This window comes from uncultured Polaribacter sp., from assembly GCF_947500975.1.
Lineage (GTDB): Bacteria > Bacteroidota > Bacteroidia > Flavobacteriales > Flavobacteriaceae > Polaribacter.
On the sequence record NZ_CANMUE010000001.1, the window covers coordinates 273,375 to 295,058 of the forward strand.

17 protein-coding genes are annotated in these 21,684 nt (G+C 29.3%); 7 read left to right on the top strand and 10 right to left on the bottom strand.

Going from position 1 to position 21,684, the window contains the following annotated elements; all coding sequences use genetic code 11:
• Positions 1-16 precede the first annotated feature (16 nt).
• Positions 17-2,146, top strand: coding sequence for a M1 family metallopeptidase (locus Q0733_RS01195; RefSeq protein ID WP_298777931.1), 2,130 nt, complete (start codon positions 17-19; stop codon positions 2,144-2,146).
• 144 nt (positions 2,147-2,290) lie between these two features.
• Positions 2,291-4,504: a M1 family metallopeptidase gene (locus tag Q0733_RS01200; RefSeq protein WP_298777933.1), complete on the top strand. Its 2,214-nt coding sequence runs from the start codon at positions 2,291-2,293 to the stop codon at positions 4,502-4,504.
• A 69-nt stretch (positions 4,505-4,573) separates the two neighbouring features.
• Here Q0733_RS01200 and Q0733_RS01205 read toward each other — a convergent pair whose 3' ends face one another.
• Entirely contained in the window at positions 4,574-5,398 is an 825-nt protein-coding gene (locus Q0733_RS01205) for a 1-acyl-sn-glycerol-3-phosphate acyltransferase (RefSeq protein WP_298777936.1), read from the bottom strand.
• Positions 5,399-5,450: 52 nt separating this feature from the next.
• Positions 5,451-6,077 carry a CoA pyrophosphatase gene (locus tag Q0733_RS01210; RefSeq protein WP_298777939.1) on the bottom strand — a complete coding sequence of 209 codons (627 nt, stop codon included), beginning with the start codon at positions 6,075-6,077 and terminating at the stop codon, positions 5,451-5,453.
• 94 nt (positions 6,078-6,171) lie between these two features.
• On the opposite strand from Q0733_RS01210, the gene Q0733_RS01215 reads away from it, so the two are divergent.
• A complete protein-coding gene (locus tag Q0733_RS01215; RefSeq protein ID WP_298777942.1) occupies positions 6,172-6,453 on the top strand; it encodes a hypothetical protein in 282 nt (93 codons plus the stop codon).
• On the opposite strand, the gene Q0733_RS01220 is transcribed toward Q0733_RS01215, so the two are convergent.
• The 7 genes from Q0733_RS01220 to Q0733_RS01250 all read right to left on the bottom strand — a co-directional run bounded on the left by Q0733_RS01220 (position 6,450) and on the right by Q0733_RS01250 (position 12,035).
• Positions 6,450-6,761 carry a DUF6787 family protein gene (locus Q0733_RS01220; protein ID WP_298777944.1) on the bottom strand — a complete coding sequence of 104 codons (312 nt, stop codon included), beginning with the start codon at positions 6,759-6,761 and terminating at the stop codon, positions 6,450-6,452. The two genes, Q0733_RS01215 and Q0733_RS01220, sit on opposite strands and share 4 nt — an antisense overlap.
• 4 nt (positions 6,762-6,765) lie before the next feature.
• Positions 6,766-7,620, bottom strand: a complete 855-nt coding sequence (lgt, locus tag Q0733_RS01225; protein WP_298777946.1) for a prolipoprotein diacylglyceryl transferase — start codon at positions 7,618-7,620, stop codon at positions 6,766-6,768.
• 91 nt (positions 7,621-7,711) lie between these two features.
• Positions 7,712-7,945 carry a membrane protein insertion efficiency factor YidD gene (gene yidD / locus Q0733_RS01230; RefSeq protein ID WP_298777948.1) on the bottom strand — a complete coding sequence of 78 codons (234 nt, stop codon included), beginning with the start codon at positions 7,943-7,945 and terminating at the stop codon, positions 7,712-7,714.
• A 1-nt stretch (position 7,946) separates the two neighbouring features.
• Positions 7,947-9,425, bottom strand: a complete 1,479-nt coding sequence (gene cysS, locus Q0733_RS01235) for a cysteine--tRNA ligase (RefSeq protein WP_298777950.1) — start codon at positions 9,423-9,425, stop codon at positions 7,947-7,949.
• Positions 9,426-9,537: 112 nt separating this feature from the next.
• Positions 9,538-10,950 carry a hypothetical protein gene (locus Q0733_RS01240; RefSeq protein ID WP_298777952.1) on the bottom strand — a complete coding sequence of 471 codons (1,413 nt, stop codon included), beginning with the start codon at positions 10,948-10,950 and terminating at the stop codon, positions 9,538-9,540.
• Positions 10,931-11,494 (bottom strand): hypothetical protein, encoded by a 564-nt coding sequence (locus tag Q0733_RS01245; protein ID WP_298777954.1) that lies wholly within the window; start codon positions 11,492-11,494, stop codon positions 10,931-10,933. Before Q0733_RS01245 ends, Q0733_RS01240 begins: the two co-directional genes overlap by 20 nt.
• Complete coding sequence (locus tag Q0733_RS01250) at positions 11,478-12,035, bottom strand: RNA polymerase sigma factor (RefSeq protein WP_298777957.1); 558 nt, start codon at positions 12,033-12,035, stop codon at positions 11,478-11,480. The genes Q0733_RS01245 and Q0733_RS01250 overlap by 17 nt, the downstream gene beginning before the upstream one ends.
• A 93-nt stretch (positions 12,036-12,128) precedes the next feature.
• On the opposite strand from Q0733_RS01250, the gene meaB reads away from it, so the two are divergent.
• Both meaB and Q0733_RS01260 read left to right on the top strand, forming a co-directional pair.
• Positions 12,129-13,211: a methylmalonyl Co-A mutase-associated GTPase MeaB gene (meaB, locus tag Q0733_RS01255; protein WP_298777959.1), complete on the top strand. Its 1,083-nt coding sequence runs from the start codon at positions 12,129-12,131 to the stop codon at positions 13,209-13,211.
• Between the two features lie 8 nt (positions 13,212-13,219).
• Entirely contained in the window at positions 13,220-14,068 is an 849-nt protein-coding gene (locus tag Q0733_RS01260; protein ID WP_298777961.1) for a Rieske (2Fe-2S) protein, read from the top strand.
• A gap of 45 nt (positions 14,069-14,113) precedes the next feature.
• Here Q0733_RS01260 and recG read toward each other — a convergent pair whose 3' ends face one another.
• Positions 14,114-16,210 carry an ATP-dependent DNA helicase RecG gene (gene recG, locus Q0733_RS01265; protein WP_298777963.1) on the bottom strand — a complete coding sequence of 699 codons (2,097 nt, stop codon included), beginning with the start codon at positions 16,208-16,210 and terminating at the stop codon, positions 14,114-14,116.
• A 76-nt stretch (positions 16,211-16,286) separates the two neighbouring features.
• Here recG and Q0733_RS01270 point away from each other — a divergent pair, with 76 nt between their 5' ends.
• Together Q0733_RS01270 and purL are read left to right on the top strand one after the other, a co-directional pair.
• Entirely contained in the window at positions 16,287-17,498 is a 1,212-nt protein-coding gene (locus Q0733_RS01270) for an RsmB/NOP family class I SAM-dependent RNA methyltransferase (protein ID WP_298777965.1), read from the top strand.
• Positions 17,499-17,867: 369 nt separating this feature from the next.
• A complete protein-coding gene (gene purL / locus Q0733_RS01275) occupies positions 17,868-21,626 on the top strand; it encodes a phosphoribosylformylglycinamidine synthase (RefSeq protein ID WP_298777967.1) in 3,759 nt (1,252 codons plus the stop codon).
• The last annotated feature ends 58 nt before the right edge of the window (positions 21,627-21,684 follow it).

Sequence of the window (21,684 nt, forward strand, 5' to 3'; positions counted from 1 at the left end):
TTTAAATATTTTAAACATGAAAAAAATAGGACTACTAGTTTTCTCTATGGTTTTTATAGCTACTGCATCTTTTGCACAAAGCAAAACAAAACAAGGCCATACAAATCAAAATAAATTTAGACAATTAAAACAAGAACTACCTACACCTAATGCCCGAAGAACAGCTTCTGGAGCACCTGGTAAAGATTATACTCAACAAAAAGTTGATTATGTAATGGATATTGTTTTAGATGATGATAAAGCCAAAATTACAGGGTCAGAAACTATTACATATAAAAATAATTCTTCTGATAATTTAGAATATTTATGGGTTCAACTAGATCAAAATATGAGAGCTGCAGATTCTAAAACTCCAGATATTCAGCCAAATAAAATTTCTAAAAAGTTAAGTAAAAATAGATTTAACAGAAGCTTTCCGGAACAAGCTTTTGATGGTGGTTTTAATATTACAAGTGTAACTAATACAGATGGTAGTAAATTATCTCATACCATTAATCAAACTATGATGCGTATTAATTTACCTAAACCATTAGCTTCTGGAGCAACATTTAAATTTAATATAGAATGGTGGTATAACATTAATAATCATAGAACTCAAGGTGGTAGATCTGGTTACGAACATTTTACAGAAAACGGAAATAACAATTATGTAATTGCACAATTTTATCCAAGAATGTGTGTATATGATAATGTAGAAGGTTGGCAAAATGATCAATTTTGGGGAAGAAGTGAGTTTGCTTTAGAATTTGGAGATTTTAATGTAAATATAACTGTACCTGCAGATCATATGTTAGGTGCTACAGGAGTTTTACAAAACGAAAAAGAAGTTTTATCAAAAAAAGAACTTAAAAGACTAGCAACGGCAAGAAAAACGTATGATAACCCTGTTATTATTAGAACTCAAGAAGAAGCTACCAAAATTGAAAAAAGTCGTTCTAAGAAATCAAAAACATGGAAATTTATTGCTAAAAACGTAAGAGATTATGCTTTTGCTACATCAAGAAAATTTATATGGGATGCAATGGCCGTAGATATTAACGGTAAAAATGTAATGGCTTATTCTTTATACTCTAAAGAAGCAAATCCTTTATATGGAGATCATTCTACAAGAGCTGTTGCTCAAACCTTAAAAACATATTCTAAATACACTTTTGATTACCCTTATCACAAAGCAATTTCTGTTGATGGGCAAATGGGAATGGAATATCCTCAAATTTGTTTTAATCCAGGTAGACCAGATTTGCCAGATGGTGGTTATTCTGATAGAGTAAAATACAGAATGATAAAAGTTACAATTCATGAAGTTGGTCATAATTACTTTCCAATGATTGTAAATTCTGATGAAAGACAATGGACTTGGATGGATGAAGGTTTAAACTCTTATATGGAAATGTTAGCAGAATTAGATTATGATAAAGACTTTCCAATAACAAGAGGATATCCAAAAAATATAGTTAGATATATGGCAGGAGACCAATCTTTAATAGCACCTATAATGTCTAAAGGAGATCATGTTTATCAATTTGGAAATAATGCTTACGGTAAACCAGCAACTGCATTATGGATTTTAAGAGAAACCATAATGGGTAAAGAGTTATTTGATCATGCTTTTAAAACTTATTCTCAAAGATGGATGTTTAAACACCCAACACCAGCAGATTTTTTTAGAACTATGGAAGATGCTTCTGGTATGGACTTAGATTGGTTTTGGAGAGGATGGTTTTACACAACAGATGTTACCGATATTGGTATAAAAAATGTTAAAAAGTTTACAGCATCTAAAAATAATGATGGTTCTGTAAATTTTAAAGAGAACACTACAGAAGGACTAGGTTTTGGAACAAAAAAGGATAATGATTCTAAATATTATTATGAAATAACTTACAATAAACCAGGTGGATTAGTAATGCCAATTATTGTTGAATTTAGTTATAAAGATGGTACAAAAGAACGAAAAATGTATCCAGCAGAAATATGGAGATTTAATGACGATGAAATTACTAAAGTTTTTTCTTCAACAAAAGAAATAGAAAGCATTACATTAGATCCAGACTTAGAAACAGCAGATGTAGATACCTCTAACAACAGTTGGCCGCAAGAAAAAGCTGATAAGTTTGATAAATTCAAAAATAAAATTAAAAACTAAAAAATTTTATTATTTAACTTTTAAAAAGCAACATGAAATTCATGTTGCTTTTTTTAATGATAAACATTTGTTAAAATTTTAACAATCTTTAACATTATCAATCAGATATTATTAATTTAGTGCGCATTTAAATTCAAATCAATTATGAGAAAAATTATTTTATTTGTTTTTTCTTTATTCTTTGTAACTAGTGTATCATTTGCACAAAAAGAAAAAAAAGAAGAAAAGAAGACACAAAAAGGACACACAGACCAGAACAAATTCAGACAGATGAAAGATGTTATGGCAACACCAAATGATCAACACAATGCTGCTGGTGCCCCTGGTCATCAATACAGTCAACAAAAAGTTGATTATTTGATGGACATTCGTTTAGAAGAAAGTACCAACAAAATTTATGGTGATGAAAAAATAACGTACCATAATAACTCTAAAGATCATTTAGAATATTTATGGGTACAATTAGATCAAAACATGAGAGCAGATGATTCTCAAACTCCTTTAGCAAAATCAAATGGCGCTTCTGCATTTTTAACTCCTAATAAATTTAAGAGTACTTATATGAAAGAAGGAAAAGGTTTTGGTTTTAATATTGAAAAAGTTGAAAGTAACGGTGCTCCATTATCTCATACAATCAATAAAACAATGATGCGCATTAATTTGCCAAATGCTTTAGCTCCTGGTGAAATCTTTAATTTTAGAATTAAATGGAATTATAAAATTAATGACATTAATAAAGATGGTGGACGTTCTGGTTTAGAAACTTTTCCTGACGGGAACAACAACTATACAATTGCACAGTTTTATCCAAGATTAGCTGTTTACAATAATGTAGAAGGATGGCAAAATATGCAGTTCTGGGGACGTAGTGAATTTGCTTTAGAATTTGGAGATTTTGAAGTAAACCTAACTGTACCAGAAGATCATATTGTTGAAGCTACTGGTTCTTTACAAAATGAAAAAGAAGTGCTAACAAAAGAACAACGTAAGCGTTTTGAAAAAGCTAGAAAATCATTTGATAATCCAGTTATGATCGTTACTCAAGCTGAGGCTGAAAAAACAGAAAAAGGTCGTGCAACAGGTACAAAAACTTGGAAATTTAAAGCTAAAAATGTAAGAGATTATGCTTTTGCAACATCAAGAAAATACATTTGGGATGCAATGGCTGTAAATGTTAATGGAAATACTATAATGGCAACTTCATTATATCCAAAAGAAGGAAATCCTTTATGGGAAGAGCATTCTACAAGAGCAATTGCCACTACTTTAATTGAATATTCTAAATTAACTTTCGATTATCCTTATCCTAAAGCAGTTTCTGTACATTCTGAAAGACAAGGAATGGAATATCCAATGATTTGTTTCAATTTTGGTCGTCCTAATGCAGATGGAACTTATTCTGACAGAACTAAAAAAGGAATGATAGGGGTAATTATTCATGAAGTGGGACACAACTTTTTTCCAATGATAGTAAATTCTGATGAAAGACAATGGACTTGGATGGATGAAGGTTTAAACTCTTTTGTTGAAATTTTAGCCGAAGATGTTTATGATGCTGAATTATTTGCTTCTAATCCTGCAAAAGACATTACAAGATATATGGGAGGAAATCAAGATAATATTTCTCCAATAATGTCTCAAGGAGATTATGTTAAACAATTTGGACCAAACGCTTATTCTAAACCAGCAGCTGGTTTATATATTTTAAGAAAAACAATTATGGGACCAGAGTTATTTGATCATGCATTTAGAACGTATTCTAAACGTTGGATGTTTAAACACCCAACTCCTGAGGATTTCTTTAGATCTATGCAAGATGCATCTGGTATGGACTTAGATTGGTTTTTTAGAGGTTGGTTTTACACAACTGATGTTACAGATATAGGAATAAAAGAAGTAAAACCTTTGTATTTAACAGATAAGCAAGGTGAAAGAATAAAAAATATTATTAAAACTAATCCTAGAGCAAAAACTTATTTAGAAGGTTTAGGAGATTTAGTTTATATCACAGACAAAAAAGAAGATGCTAAACCTAGCGCTATGGATAAATATGTAAACGGAAAAGAAGTTCCTGCATATATCTATTCAGTTGAGTTTGAAAAGCCTGGAGGGTTAGTTATGCCATTAATAGTTGAATTAACTTATGCAGATGGTACAACAGAAAAACAAACTTTTCCTGCACAAATTTGGATGAAAGATGATACTACTGCAAAAAGAGTTTTTGCTTCTACTCAAGAAATCACAAAAATTACAGTAGACCCAGAGTTTGAAACTGCAGATGTTGATACATCTAATAATAGTTGGCCAAAACCTGAAACAGATAAATTTGATAAATTTAAAGAAAAAGTAAAAGAGTAATTTCTTTTTCTATTAGTATAAAAAAACCTCGAAAATTCGAGGTTTTTTTATACTATAAATTTTATATTTTTACTTAGTTGAATTCCAAAACTCTCTTTTTTTATTAAGAGCTTCTTCAGATTTAATATATTCTTCTGCTTCACTAGGAGAAAGAACTTTTAAAAATGATGGATGTTGTTCAATAGCAAATTCAATTTTAGTAACGATATCAGCAATTTCTTCATTTTCATAATCGATTTCTAATGGTTCTTTAATTACCATAGATTGCAAAACATTTTTCCTTTTAATACTTAAGCCTTTTTTATCAAAAGAACGCCTAAAACCATCAATTACAACTGGTACAACTACTGGTTTAAATGTTTTTATAATATGGGCAGTTCCTCTTCTAATAGGTTTGAAAGGAGTTGTAGTTCCTTGTGGGAAAGTAACAACCCAACCATCATTTATGGCTTTACCAATATTTGAAATATCAGAATTTTTAACTTGTCTATTTACATCCTTACCTTTGCTTCTCCATGTTCTATCAATAGAAACAGAACCTGCATAAGCAAATAGTTTTGGTAAAATTCCAGAACGCATTGTTTCACCAGCAGCAACAAAATAAAAATTTAATTTTGGTTGCCATATATATCCAATGTTTTTAATAGAATCATCTCTACCTTTTAATGATGCATTAAAAACATGAAACATTGCAGCAACATCTGCAAAGTAAGTTTGATGATTAGAAATAAATAATACATTTCTTTCAGGTAAATCTCTTAATATTTGAGAACCTTCTATTTGAAGGTTATTAAACTTACGATATCTACCGTGTGAAATAACACCAAACAAACGAATGATCCATTTTTTTATGAATAAATAATGTCCAAAAGGATTCCTTTTAAATAAAGGCATTTAGTTATTTTTATAGTTGAACTGCAAAATTACAAAACAAATTAAAAAGAAACTATTTTAATAGTTCCCTTATTTCTGATAACATCATAGCAGTTGCTCCCCAAACAATGTGCTCTTTAAACTTAAAACATGGTACATCTGTTTTATCCATGTATGAAGTTTTCATAGAAACCATTGCTAAACTAGTATCATTTAGTAATTCAGATAATTTAGTTTCTATAGCAATATCTACTTCGTTATTCAGTTTTAAAACTGGCGTTTGATCAATAAAACCTATAAAAGGCGTAACTAAAAAATTACTTGGCGGAATATAAACATCTGTTAGTTCTCTAATTATTTTTATTAGACTAGCTTCTACTCCAACTTCTTCTTCCGTTTCTCTTAAAGCAGTTTGTTTAAGGTCTAAATCAGAATTTTCTGATTTTCCACCAGGAAAACTAATTTGTGCAGAATGCGTGCCTTTGTAGCTTGCCCTTTTTGTTAATAAAAAACAAGTTTCATCATTTTTATTAGGATAAAATAACACTAAAACAGCGGCTTCTCTGGGATTATTTGCCATTATTTTATCAGCATCATATTTTAACCGAAGTTTAGGCGCCATTTTAAACTGCGCATCTAAACCTCCTAACTGCTGTTTTTTAAAAAAATTAATTTTTTGAATAAAGTCTTTAAAATTCATTTTTGAATAGTTACTTTTAACAAACATATGATTTTCTATACTAAAACTTTATTCTTTGGCAAGAATTTTGATTTTGTAGAAAGTAAATAAAATTATGAATAAAAAATATGTAAAATTAGGAATTAGTATTCTTCTAGACCTTTTAGGCTTTTTTACAATCATTCCTATTGATATAGTTTGGGCTCCAATATCTGGTTATATTATGACCAAAATGTATAAAGGAAATGAAGGTAAAATTGCAGGTGTTGTTAGTTTTTTAGAAGAAATTATTCCATTTTCTGATGTAATTCCTACTTTTACTATTATGTGGTTTTATACCTATGTATTTAGTAAAAAGGATAAACATGATAAGAAATCTACAACTATTAAAGTTTAGCTCTTTTCTTTAAATAAAAACCCTAAACCTATCCTACTTAAAAACTTTTTTTCGAAAGCCCAAAAGAATTTAAATTGCCCAAATAACCAGCCTACTATTGGTAAAGTTACTTGATAAATTGGAAAAATAATTAAAATTCTTAATGGCCAATATATCCATCCAGAAAGTGATTCTGGATATAATCCTAAAAAATTACATACAGGTTTTGCAACCCAAGCAGCAAAAGAACCATTAATTGCAAAAGCTATAAAGATTGCAATAACAGACCAATTATTTTCTATTCCCCAACGTTGTTTTAATTTTTCCATTATTTTACTCCGATTTTGATGTTTTTCTAAACATTAACCAAATACCTATTAAAACTAAAGGAATACTTAAAACTTGACCTGTATTTAAAGAGTTAAAAACCCAATCTTCTCTGCCATCAACTTGTGCTTCTTTTAAAAATTCTATGAAAAAACGTAAAGACCAAAGTACAGCCATAAACAAACCGAATAAAAACCCAGTTTGGTGTTTTTTATTGGTTTTCCAATATAAAAACCACATTATAAAAAACAAAATTAAATAACTAAATGCTTCAAATAATTGAGTTGGATACCTTGCAAAATCTTCACCATTATTTATAAAGATAACTCCAAAATCGCTTTTAGTAGGCTTACCAACAATTTCAGAATTCATAAAATTTCCTGTTCTTATAAAAAAACCGGCTAAAGCAACCATAATTGCTAATCTATCTAAAATAAACAACCAAGGCTTTTGTAAATGTTTTTTTGCATAAAAATACATTGCCAAAATAATTGATATTGCTGCTCCATGACTCGCAAAACCCGTATAACCAGTAAATTTCCAACCATCAATAAAACCAAATAAAGTGTCCTTTTCGCTTTCTTTTATTGGCAAAAATATTTCTATTATATGGTTTTGGTAATAATCCCAACTATAAAAGAACACATCTCCAAAACGCATTCCAATTAGCATAGATGCAAATGTGTACATAAATAATGTATCTAATTTTTCTTCAGGAATTTTATCTTCAATATATATTTTTTTCATTAAATATAGTCCCAACAAAAAAGCTAAAACAAACATTAAACTATACCAACGTACTATAAAAAAGCCTAAATCTATTCCTAATGAAGGATCCCACTCTATTGCTAAAAAACTCATATTTTATATCTTATTTTTTGTCATTTAAAATAATGAAGCAATCTCTTTTTTAAAACAGATTGTTTCGTCATTTTTTCTCATAATGACGTTTTTACTCTTTTTTTTCCGGAACTGGATCATAACCACTACCACCCCAAGGATGACAACTAAATATTCTCTTTAATGATAACCATCCACCTGTAAATAAACCATGTTTTTGCAAAGCTTCAATTGTGTAATGAGAACAAGTTGGGCTAAATCTACAAGTTGCTGGTGTAAATGGTGATATTGCAGTTTGATAAAAACGAACTAACAATATAAATGGATATGAAACTATTTTTTTCAATTTAATTCATTGAAAAAGTTGTGCCTTCTTTCCCGTCTTTTAATTGAATACCTAATTCAATTAATTCATCTCTAATTTGATCTGACAATGCCCAGTCTTTATTTTCTCTTGCTTCCTTTCTTAATTTAATTAACAACTCTACTACTCCATTTATTTTTTCTGAATTGTCTTGCGAATTTTCATTTATCAAACCTAAAACATCAAAAACAAAAGCGTTTATTGTTGCTTTAAATTCTGATAAATCTTCAGAAGTTAAACTCGCTTTTTGCTCTTTTATTAAGTTAATCACTTTTACAGCTTCAAATAAATGTGCAATTAAAATTGGTGTATTTAAATCATCATTCATTGCAGCATAACAATCTTTTTTCCAATTTTGAACATCAAATGTAGATGTTTTACTAGCTTCAATTTTATCTAAGAAGTTAAACGCTTCCATTAATTTAGCATGTCCTTTTTCTGAAGCTTCTAATGCTTCTCCTGAAAAATCTAAAATACTTCTATAATTGGCTTGCATATTAAAGAAACGAACAACACTTGCAGAAAATGCTTTTGGTAAAATTGTATTTTCTCCTGTTAAAATTTCGTTTGGTAAAATGTAGTTTCCTGTAGATTTTGCCATTCTTTGACCATTTAAAGAAAGCATATTGGTATGCATCCAATAATTTACAGGTGTAACACCACTACATGTTTTAGATTGTGCAATTTCACATTCATGATGAGGAAATTTTAAATCCATTCCACCTCCATGTATGTCAAAACTTTCGCCTAAATATTTTGTACTCATTACAGAACATTCTAAATGCCAACCAGGAAAACCATCACTCCAAGGAGAAGGCCAACGCATAATATGACGTTCATCTGCTTTTTTCCAAAGTGCAAAATCTTGTGGATTTTTCTTGTCTGATTGTCCGTCTAAAGTTCTTGTGTTATGTATTAAGTCTTCAACTTTTCTTCCAGAAAGAATTCCGTAATTTTCTTTTTTATTGTATTCGTGTACATCAAAATACACAGAACCATTTACTTCATAAGCAAAACCTTTTTCTATGATTTCTTTAATCATTTCTATTTGTTCAACAATATGACCTGTAGCTGTGGGCTCTATACTTGGTGGTAAAAAGTTGTAGTTTTTTAGTACTTCATGAAAATCTACAGTGTAACGTTGTACAACTTCCATTGGCTCAATTTGTTCTAAACGAGCTTTCTTGGCAATTTTATCTTCACCTTGTTCAGCATCGTTTTCTAAATGACCAGCATCTGTAATATTACGTACATAACGTACTTTATATCCCAAATGTAACAAATACCTGTACATAACATCAAAAAACATAAAAGTTCTTACATTCCCTAAATGTGCATTGCTATACACAGTTGGCCCACAAACATACATACCTACATATCCGTCTGTTATGGGTTTAAAATCCTCTTTCTGTTTGGTTAGAGAATTGTATATTTTAAGTTGATTTTCTTTGTATAATTCCATTAAAAAAGTAACTATTTACAGAGGCTAAATATAGGTACTTTAAAGAGAATAGCGAAATGGAATTTGTTAGAAGTTTGGTAAAAGATAAAAGTAGTTTTTTTATCAATAATTATTATTCTTTTAATGAAATTTGACTGTATTTACCTTCAATTATAAAGGTATCATCTTTAGTTTTTATAATATAATTACCATTGATGTCTTTTTTATTTGGATTTAAAATATCAAATTTTAAAGCTGCTTTATTTGAAAAAAGTGGAGATTTATCTCCAATATTGATAATCAAATCTTTTTTAACACCTGTTGTATTAACAAAAGCTTCTGTATAATCTAACATTAAGTTAAATGTTTGATAATTGGGTACAATATTTTGAATTGTTAACTCGCCAAATTTATTAGATAATTTTACATTTTCATTAATATTTATAATTTTTACTCCAGAAGAATTGTTAGTCATTTTCGTATTTGTAACTGATGCTATTTTAGCATCAGTTACATTGTTTAAAAATAATGTACATCCATTTAAATCGTTTATAGAAACTTTAGAATAATCTATTGTTAATTTTCCTCCATTTAAAAAACCAGCATTAAAACCACCATATTTTACATTACCAGAAGCAACTGTATTAGGCAATTTTACTTTACAATGACGTGTATTTAAATTAAAAGTAGCATTTTTGGGCACTCTTATTTCTAACCTTTTTGTTATTTTTATTTTCTTACCATTTATAATTATGTTGTTTGATTCTGAATTGTAATTCAACTTCATTTCCATAATATGTTTCTTGGCCTTTGCTAACTCTCTTTTTATTTTTTCTTTATCTATTTTTTTTATTCCTATTTTAGCTTTGGCAAGTTCTTTTTTCATTTTATCTCTAGAGAGTAAAAAGCTTTTTCTTGATTTAATTCTTTCAGACTTCATTTTCTCTCTAAGCTCTTTGTACTTTTTTGTTTTCTTAAAAGCTTCCCATTCTTTTTTAGATTTGATATCTATTTGATTCTCGCCATCATTCCATTGAAAAGAATATTTACTATTTTTTTCAATATTTTCATCAAAATCATCTAAATCTTCAAAAATATTTTCAAAATCGAAATCAAAATCCATTTCTGGTATTACAATTGTTTCTATATCTGGTAATTGAATATCATGAATTTGAATATCTGGAAAAGAAAAATCATTGTCATTAAAAAAAACAAAATCGTTTTTAAAATGGAAAGAATTATTCCCGTTAGAAGTTATTTTCACCTTCGTTTTATTGCCTAAAGCTTCAAAACTCCAGCTTTTAAAATACTTTTCTGCATCTTCTTTTGACACCCCTTCTACTTCTATAAAAGTATTTACTTCTACTTCATTTTTACTCCAAGTAGTAACATTAATATCAGTATTAGATGCGTTAATTTCTACTGCTACATCTTTATTTACCTTAAAACTTTCGGTAAATTTCTTATCGTACTTTTGGGCCGTTAATGTTCCTATAAAACATAACATTAAAAGCGAACATATATTTTTATATAATTTGAATTTCATTCTGTTTATTATTTAAATTTTTAATTTGTTTTAATTGCTTTTTCAAGCGTTTTAACAGCTGTAAGCGTAATTGCAAATTACTAATCAATGCATCTATGGTTGCATCATTAACACCTTTTGTATTGAGCTCTTTGGTTAATGATTTGTATTCTTTAGTGAGTTCTGCTATTTTTAATAAATAACCATCTACTATATCTTTATTTTCATCAGTCATTTCTAATTGACTAATTTCTATGTTAATACTATTTTTATAATATTTTTCTATAGTTTGAAATTCTGGTGAAATACTTCCTAAGCTTATTTCTTTTGATGTTGTTTTAGAATCTTCTTCTATAATAGTATTTGTTGGATAAAATTTGACTCCTAAACTAATTAATAATATTATTGAAGCAGCTATAGATAACCATTTAAAGTTTTTATTTTTAGTATTTTGAGGTTGAATTTCTTTTTGCAATAAATCTTCAAATTTATTTACATGATTAGATGATAATTCAACACTTTCATCTTTATAATTTTTCAACAATTCTTTAATATCCTTCTGCATAACTCGTATTTTTTAATTTTTCTTTTAATAATCTTTTTCCTCTTAACAAATGTGTCCTGGACGTTGTTTCTGTAATCTTTAAAATTTCTGATATTTCTTGATGATCATAACCTTCTAGTAAGTACAAGCTTAACACCAATCTATATTTTTCTTTTAAATTATTAATAATATTTACAATACCATCTATACTAATTTCTGTATCAACTTTCCAATCATCATTATTTGTTTTTGTTAAAATTTCATCATTTATAGAAACCAATTCTAGTTTATTTTTCTTTAATTGATCTATACTTTGATTTATTACAATGCGTTTTAACCATGCACCAAAAGCAACTTCATTTTTATATTTATCAATATTTTTAAAAGCTTTAATAAAAGCATCTTGCATTACATCTTCCGCAATAAACCTATCTTTTACATACCTAAAAGCTATTACGAGCATTGATTTACAATACAAATTATACAATTGCATTTGTGCTTTGCTATTGTTCTTTTTACATTGATCAATAATAGATTGATGTAATTGTTTGGTTGATCTCATTGAAACTTTCTTACTCTAAAGACGATACATTTTTCTTTACGTTGCAAAATTTATAACTTAATTATCTTTAAATTTACATAATAACTTACTATAATGAACAAAAAACCTTCTGCATTACATGAAAAAAAAGGTGTTTCTAAACCAGAAACAACCAGTAAAATGAGTGCCGAAAAAATTAAAATCAATAGGGCAAAACAAAATTCTGTTGATGAATTTGTTTCCAAAATTCTAGAAGGAAATATTACTTTTTTAAGTAGAGCAATTACGTTGGTTGAAAGTACAAATGCAAAACATCAACAAAAGGCAAATGCCATTTTAGAACGTTGTTTATCATATGCAAACAACTCTGTTAGAATAGGAATTACTGGAGTACCTGGAGTTGGTAAAAGTACATTTATTGAAACTTTTGGAAAACACCTAACTGCTCAAAATAAAAAAGTTGCAATTTTAGCCGTAGATCCAAGTAGTTCAGTTAATAAAGGTTCTATTTTAGGTGATAAAACAAGAATGGAGCAATTAGTTATCGATAAAAATGCTTATATTAGACCTTCCCCATCTGGAACTTCTCTAGGAGGAGTTTCTCAAAAAACAAGAGAAAGTATTATTCTTTGTGAAGCTGCTGGTTTTGATACAATTATTATTGAAACTGTTGGTGTAGGTCAATCCGAAACAATGGTGCATTCTATGGTTGATTTCTTTCTACTTTTAAAATTAGCAGGTGCAGGTGATGAATTACAAGGTATAAAACGAGGAATAATAGAAATGGCAGATGCAATTGTTATTAACAAAGCTGATGGTGAAAACGAGAAAAATGCAAAAATTGCTAAAGTTGAATTTAACAGAGCATTACATTTATATTCAATAAAAGAAAGTAATTGGCAACCAAAAGTTTTAACTGCAAGTGCTTTAAATAAAATAGGAATTAAAGAAATAGACACCATGATTACTGATTATATTTCTTTAACCAAAAAAAATAAATATTTTAATTATAAGCGAAATGAGCAAAATACATTTTGGCTTTTATCAACCATTAATAAACAATTAGAAGATAATTTTTACCAGCATCCAATTATTAAAAAATTGTTATCGCAAGAAATTAAAAATTTAGAAGATGGAAAAACAACTCCTTTTAGTGCCGCTAAAAAATTGTTACACCATTTTACAAACACAAAATAAATAAATAAATGGCTTTATTAACATTTTTATCAGATTTATCAAGGCAATTTCTTCCGTCATTTAGTAATAAAACTTCTTTAGTTACAACTTATACAAGAGAATTACCTATAAACTTGGAAAGAATGTACGAAAACGCACTAGATTATGAACATTTACCTTTTTTACATAGTTCTACATTTTCTAAATTAGAAATTTTAGATGCTGGTGATTGGGGATGGAAAGCGAAAGCATGCCTACAACCAAAATCGGTTTTCAATAAAATGACTCTTGAGTTAAAACTAGATACTGAAAAAAATAGATGGGTTACAAAAACACTTTCTGGGTTAGGAAAAGGAACAGAAGTTTGGACGCACGCTATACCAATAAGTGAAAATAAAATTAAAGTAATCGTAGATTTTTATGTTCCTAAATTACCGTTTTTTTTACGAAAAAAATACACAGAACTATATTCTGATTTATATGCACAATTATATGATGAAGATCTATGGATGATGTCTGACAGACAAAAAGAATTGGATAAATTAAAAAAAACAGATAATTTAATAAATGAAGAAAATAAAATATTAGGTACATTAGAAGAAATAAAACCTCAACTTCCTTATAACTTTGAATTTAATAATAAAAATTATAGATTAATAGAATTAAACAATAATTTAATTGCACATTCAACTATTTGCCCACATATGCTTGGACCTTTAAATGATGCTGATTTAAATAACGGAATTTTAGAATGTCCTTGGCACGGTTATAAATTTGATATAAACACAAGAAAATGCATTAGTGGTCAAAAATGTAGAATGGCACCTGCGCCAAAAATTATAATTGAGAATAAAATTATATCAGCAATAAAAAACTAATTACAGATAAAGCTTTTAAAATATTATTAGAAAAAAACTAATAAATTAACTAATATTACTCCAAATTTTAGAGTCTTTAGAGAGTTCTACAAAGGTATTTTTAATATTCAAATTTTCTGGTTTTGATAAACTAGAATCTTCTTGTAGCACAGCAATAGAGGTATTTCTGGCAGCAACTAAAATTTTAGAATCTTTTACAACATCAGCAATATTTAAATTTAAAACACCACTTTGTTGTGTTCCCATTAAATTTCCTGGACCACGTAATTTTAAATCTACTTCTGCAATTTTAAATCCGTCTGTAGTTTCTACCATTGTTTTTAAACGTGTTTTTGCTTCGGCAGATAATTTAAAACTAGACAATAAAATACAATAACTTTGGTCAGCTCCTCTACCAACTCTTCCTCGTAATTGATGCAATTGAGATAATCCAAAACGCTCTGAACTCTCAATAATCATTACACTTGCATTGGGTACATTTACACCAACTTCAATTACAGTAGTTGCTACCATAATTTGAGTTTCTCCATTTACAAAACGTTGCATTTCAAATTCTTTATCTGCAGGTTTCATTTTTCCATGCACAATACTAATCTGATATTTAGGACTTGGAAACTCACGAGAAACACTTTCGTAACCATCCATTAAATCTTTATAATCCATCGCTTCAGATTCTTGAATTAACGGATATACAATATATACCTGTCTACCTTTTTCAATTTCATCTCTCATAAATTTAAAAACAGAAAGACGGTTACTATCAAATCTATGAACCGTTTTTATCTCTTTCCTTCCCGGAGGTAATTCATCAATCACCGAAATATCTAAATCGCCATAAACAGACATTGCCAATGTTCTTGGAATTGGTGTTGCTGTCATTACTAAAATATGTGGAGGCATCTTATTTTTCATCCATAATTTAGAACGTTGAGCAACTCCAAATCTATGTTGTTCATCTATAATAGCGATTCCTAAATTGTTAAATTTTACTTTATCTTCTAACAAAGCATGAGTTCCTATCAATATGTGTAAAGTTCCGTCTTCTAAATTTTGATGAATTTCTCTTCGCTTTTTAGTTTTAACAGAACCTGTTAAAATATCAACATTTAAATTCATGTCTTTTACCAATTCAGAAATAGCATTAAAGTGTTGACTTGCTAGAATTTCTGTTGGCGCCATTATTGTGGCCTGAAAACCGTTATCAATAGCCAACAGCATTGTTAAAAAAGCAACAATAGTTTTACCTGACCCAACATCACCTTGCAGCAATCTATTCATGTGGGCTCCAGTTGCTACATCTTTTCTAACTTCTTTTATTACTCTTTTTTGAGCATTTGTTAACTGAAAAGGCAAATGATTTTGATAAAAGTCTGTAAAATTCTCTCCAACATTTTCAAATACAAAGCCTTTTATTTTTGTTTTGTTGATGAGTTTTTTTCTAATTAATTGCAACTGAATAAAAAATAACTCCTCAAATTTTAAACGGTATTCTGCTTTGGTTAAATTTTCTTGACTTTTAGGAAAATGTACATTTAACAAAGCATCTCTTTTAGGCATTAACTTATAATCATCAATAATTTCTTCCGATAAACTTTCTTGAATTTGATCATAAACCTGTTGCAATAAATATTGAATATAAGTTCTCATCAACTTATTTGAAACACCAGAATTTGTTAATTTTTCTGTTGATGGATATACAGGCTGCATTTTATTTTGCAACTTTTTTTTGTATTCTGTTACCAATTCCATTTCTGGATGAGGAATACTAAAATTTCCATTATAATGATTCAACTTACCATAAACTACGTAAGGTTCGCTAACTTTAAGTGAATCTTTAATCCATTTTTGTCCTTTAAACCAAACCAGTTCCATAGTACCTGTAGCGTCTTGAAAAGTAGCTACTAACCTACTTCCTCTTTTTTGTGCAACCGATTTTACTCTGGTAATTTTACCAACAATTTGTACTTCTGATGAATTTGGTTGTAAATCTTTAATTTGATAAAACTGAGTTTTATCAATATATCTAAATGGAAAAAAATTGAGTAAATCATTACAAGTTTTAATACCCAATTCTGTGTACAAAAGCGTTGCTCTTTGTACACTAACTCCTTTTATATACGTTATTGGGTAATTTAAATTCAAACTCAAAATATATGAATAACGAAAATACAAAAACCCTTTTATTTGACGTACCTTTGCACCCGATTATATTTATAAAATGAGATTACATAGAAACTTAACATTTGCTGTTATAGATAGCATTAGAGATATATTTAATGAAGGTGTTTATGCAGACAAAGCTGTAGAAAAAGCACTAAAAAGAGATAAACGTTGGGGCGCAAGAGATCGTAAATTTGTTGCGGAAACAATTTATGACATTGTTCGTTGGAACAGGTTATATGCAGAAATTGCTGAAGTAAAAGTTCCTTTTGATAGAGATAACATTTGGCGTTTATTTTCTGTTTGGTGTATTTTAAGAGGAATTGCTTTGCCAGATTGGAACCAAATTGGCGATGTACCTGAAAGAAGAATTAAAGGACGTTTTGCAGAATTATCTAGAACTAGAAAATATAGAGAATCTATTCCTGATTGGATGGATGAAATTTGTGTTGAAGAATTAGGTGAAGAAGTTTGGACCAAAGAAATTGCTGCTTTAAATAAACAAGCTAAAGTTATTTTAAGAACTAACACTTTAAATATTTCTAGAGAAGTTCTCCAGAAAAAATTAAGAACTGAAAATGTAATTACAGAGTTTGTGCCTAATCATCCAGATGCTTTAGTATTACCAGAAAGAGCAAACGTATTTAGAACAGAAGCTTTTCATAACGGTTTTTTTGAAGTACAAGATGCATCTTCACAATTAGTAGCTGCATATTTAGATGTAAAACCAGGAATGAGGGTTGTTGATACTTGTGCTGGCGCTGGTGGTAAAACCTTACATTTATCAGCATTAATGGAAAATAAAGGGCAAATTATTGCTATGGATATTTACGAAAGCAAACTTCGTAAATTAAAAGTAAGAGCCAAGAGAAATAAAGCACATAATATAGATTTACGTGTTATTGACTCTACAAAACCGATTAAAAAATTACATGGTAAAGCTGACAGAGTTTTAATTGATGCTCCTTGTTCTGGTTTAGGTGTAATCCGTAGAAACCCAGATTCTAAATGGAAATTACAACCAGAATTTATTGATAATATTAAAAAAGTACAACAACAAGTTTTACAAGATTATTCTAAAATGGTTAAACCTGGCGGAAAAATGGTCTATGCAACTTGTTCTGTTTTACCTTCAGAAAATCAAGATCAAGTTCACAAATTCTTAACATCAGAATCAGGAAAAGATTTTATCTTTGTAAAAGAAAATATTGTATTAGCTCATAAATCTGGTTTTGACGGATTTTATATGGCACTTTTAGAAAAAAAATAAATACATATATTTTATTGTTGATTCTCGAATTTTAATTATAGAGAATATGTTTCTCCTAAATCTCTTACAACTCTATTTTAGATACCAATATACTTTTCAACAACAAAAACAAACTATTTAGGAGCATAAAAGATCTAGAAAATCAGCTTTAAATAAGAAAAGTATAGGTAAAATAGTGTAGGAATTCTGATGATATTATAATAAAAACTAGTACATACAAAAATTAAAAATGCGACTCATTCGAGTCGTTTTTTTTTGGTTCATAAATAAGTGAATAACTAAGATAAGTTCTCTAAAATAATTCATCAAAATTAAGATGAAAAAAAGTAAATTTGCATTTTTACAACAACACGCAAACACAACACTATAATGATTCATTTCTTTGGAAATATAAACAGTAAAGTATTCGCTGTTCAAACAACAAAAGAATTAGACAAAACAACAATTTCTAAACTGACTTGGCTTTTTGCCGATCAGCCAAAAATAGAGCAAGCATCAATCGATGCTTTTTTTGTTGGACCAAGAGCAGCAATGATTACTCCTTGGAGTACAAATGCTGTAGAAATTACTCAAAATATGGGGATTTCTAGCATTATTAGAATTGAAGAATTTACTGCAGTTTCAAAAGATTTTTCTGATTTTGACCCAATGATTTCTGAAAAATTTAATGGTTTAACGCAAGCATCTTTTACTATTGATATTCAGCCTGAACCAATTTTAAATATTGATGATATTGCTGCTTATAACAACCTAGAAGGCTTATCTTTAAGTGATGAAGAAGTAGAATACTTAGAAGGTATTTCCACAAAAATCGGAAGAAAATTAACAGATTCTGAAGTATTTGGATTTAGCCAAGTAAACTCAGAACACTGTAGACATAAAATATTTAACGGAACTTTTGTAATTGATGGAGAAGAAATGCCTACTTCATTATTCAAGTTAATCAAAGAAACTTCTAAACAGTTTCCAAACGATATTGTTTCTGCTTATAAAGACAATGTAGCTTTTGTAAAAGGCCCTAAAGTGGAACAATTTGCTCCTAAATCAGCAGACAAACCAGATTTTTACGAATCAAAAGAATTTGAATCTGTAATTTCGTTAAAAGCAGAAACACACAATTTTCCTACTACAGTAGAGCCATTTAATGGTGCTGCAACGGGTTCTGGAGGGGAAATTAGAGATAGACTTGCAGGAGGGAAAGGTTCTTTACCTTTAGCAGGAACAGCTGTTTATATGACTTCTTATTCTCGTTTAGAAGCTTCTATAGACTCTGTAAAGAACACAAGATATTGGGAAAATAAATTTGAAGCAAGAGATTGGTTATACCAAACTCCTATGGATATTTTAATTAAAGCATCTAACGGAGCTTCAGATTTTGGAAACAAATTTGGACAACCATTAATCACCGGTTCTGTATTAACTTTTGAACACGAAGAAAATTCTTCTTCAAGTGAATCTAAACCTAGAAAACTAGGGTATGATAAAGTAATCATGCAAGCTGGAGGAATTGGTTACGGAAAAGCAAAACAAGCTTTAAAAGATACACCAAAAGAAGGTGATAAAATTGTAATTCTTGGTGGTGAAAATTACAGAATTGGAATGGGTGGAGCCGCAGTTTCATCTGCAGATACTGGAGAATTTGCATCAGGAATTGAGTTAAACGCAGTACAACGTTCTAATCCTGAAATGCAAAAACGAGCTGCAAATGCCGTTCGTGGTATGGTAGAAAGCGAAGAAAATTTTATTGTTTCTATTCACGATCATGGTGCTGGAGGGCATTTAAATTGTTTATCTGAATTAGTAGAAGATACAGGTGGTAAAATCAATTTAGATAAATTACCTGTTGGTGATCCTACTCTATCTGCAAAAGAAATTATTGGTAACGAATCTCAAGAAAGAATGGGATTAGTAATTGCTGAAAAACATATAGAAAATTTACAGAAAATTGCAGAACGTGAGCGTTCTCCTATTTACACTGTTGGTGAGGTTACTGGCGATCATCGCTTTACTTTTGAATCTAAAAATAAAGGTGACAAACCAATGGATTTAGCTTTAGAAGACATGTTTGGTTCATCTCCTAAAACTATTTTAACAGATAAAACAGTAAAAAGAAACTATAAGAATTCTAGATATAAAGTTAAGAATTTAAATAACTATTTAACGCAAGTATTACAATTAGAAGCTGTAGCTTGTAAAGATTGGTTAACAAATAAAGTAGACCGTTGTGTTGGTGGTAAAGTTGCCAAACAACAATGTGTTGGTCCATTACAACTGCCATTAAATAACGTTGGCGTAATGGCATTAGATTATAAAGGAAAAGAAGGTGTTGCCACTTCAATAGGACACTCTCCTATTTCTGGATTAATTGATTCTGCTGCAGGAAGTAGAAATGCAATTACAGAATCGTTAACCAACATTATTTGGGCTCCTTTAAAAGATAATTTAGATTCAATTTCATTATCAGCTAACTGGATGTGGCCTTGTAAAAATGAAGGTGAAGACGCTCGTTTATACAAAGCAGTAAAAGCGGTTTCTGAATTTTCTATTGATTTAGGAATCAATGTACCAACCGGAAAAGATTCTTTATCTATGAAGCAAAAATATGCTGATGATGAAGTAATTGCACCAGGAACAGTTATTATTTCTGCAGCAGCAAACTGTAATGAAATTAGCAAAGTTGTTGAACCTGTTTTAAAAATTGATGGAGGTAATATCTATTATATTAATATCTCTCAAGATGAATTTAAATTAGGAGGAAGCTCTTTTCACCAAGTTTTAAATACCATTGGAAATCAAGCTCCAGATATAAAAGATTCGGCATTTGTAAAGAATACTTTTAACACAATTCAAAACTTAATTAAAGCTGATAAAATTAATGCAGGACACGATGTTGCTTCTGGTGGTTTAATCACAACTTTATTAGAAATGTGTTTTGCTGATGTTAATTTAGGTGCAGATTTTAATATTTCTTCTTTAAATGAAGAAGACTCCATTAAAGTTTTATTTTCAGAAAACTCAGGAATTGTTTTTCAAGCAGATGCTTCTATAGAAACAATTTTATCAGAAAATAACATTGAGTTTTTCAATATAGGTACCGCAAACAATTCAGGGAAAGTAAATATTAAAAATAACGAAGATACTTTCTATTTTGATGTAAATGAAATGAGAGATGTTTGGTATAAAACTTCTTTCTTATTAGATCAAAAACAAACAGCTAATAATTTAGCTCAAGATCGTTTTGACAACTATAAAAAACAACCTTTAACGTATAAATTTCCAAAGAATTTTACAGGTAAACTAGAAGATGTCATTGCAAGTGGAACGAAGCAATCTGCTAATAATAAAGAGATTACTTCGTCAAAAACTCCTCGTAATGACGGAAATCGCCCAAAAGCTGCAATTATTCGTGAAAAAGGTTCTAACTCTGAGCGTGAAATGGCAAATGCAATGTATTTAGCTGGTTTTGACGTAAAAGATGTACACATGACAGATTTAATTTCTGGTCGTGAAACTCTAGAAAATATTCAATTTATAGGTGCAGTTGGAGGATTCTCTAACTCAGATGTTTTAGGTTCGGCAAAAGGTTGGGCTGGTGCATTTTTATATAACGAAAAAGCAAACAAAGCTTTAAAGAACTTCTTTAAAAGAGAAGATACTTTATCTGTTGGTATTTGTAACGGAGCACAATTATGGATGGAATTAGACTTAATTAATCCTGATCATAAAGTACATGGTAAATTAGTTCATAATGATTCTCAAAAACATGAAAGTTCATTTACTTCTGTAAAAATTCAAGAAAACAATTCTGTAATGTTATCTAGTTTAGCTGGAACAGAATTAGGTGTTTGGATTTCTCATGGAGAAGGAAAATTTAACTTACCAGAAGCTGAAGAAAACTATAATATTGTAGCAAAATATGGTTATGAAGGTTACCCGAATAACCCAAATGGATCTGATTTTAATACCGCTATGCTGTGTGATAAATCTGGGCGTCACTTAGTTACAATGCCACATATAGAGCGTTCAACTTTTCAATGGAATTGGGCTAATTACCCTGCTGGAAGAAAAGACGAAGTTTCTCCTTGGTTAGAAGCTTTTGTGAATGCTAAAAACTGGTTGACTAAATAATTTAGAAAAAATATTTTTAAGGGCTTTTTTTAAAGCCCTTTTTTTGTTTTAAAAACTA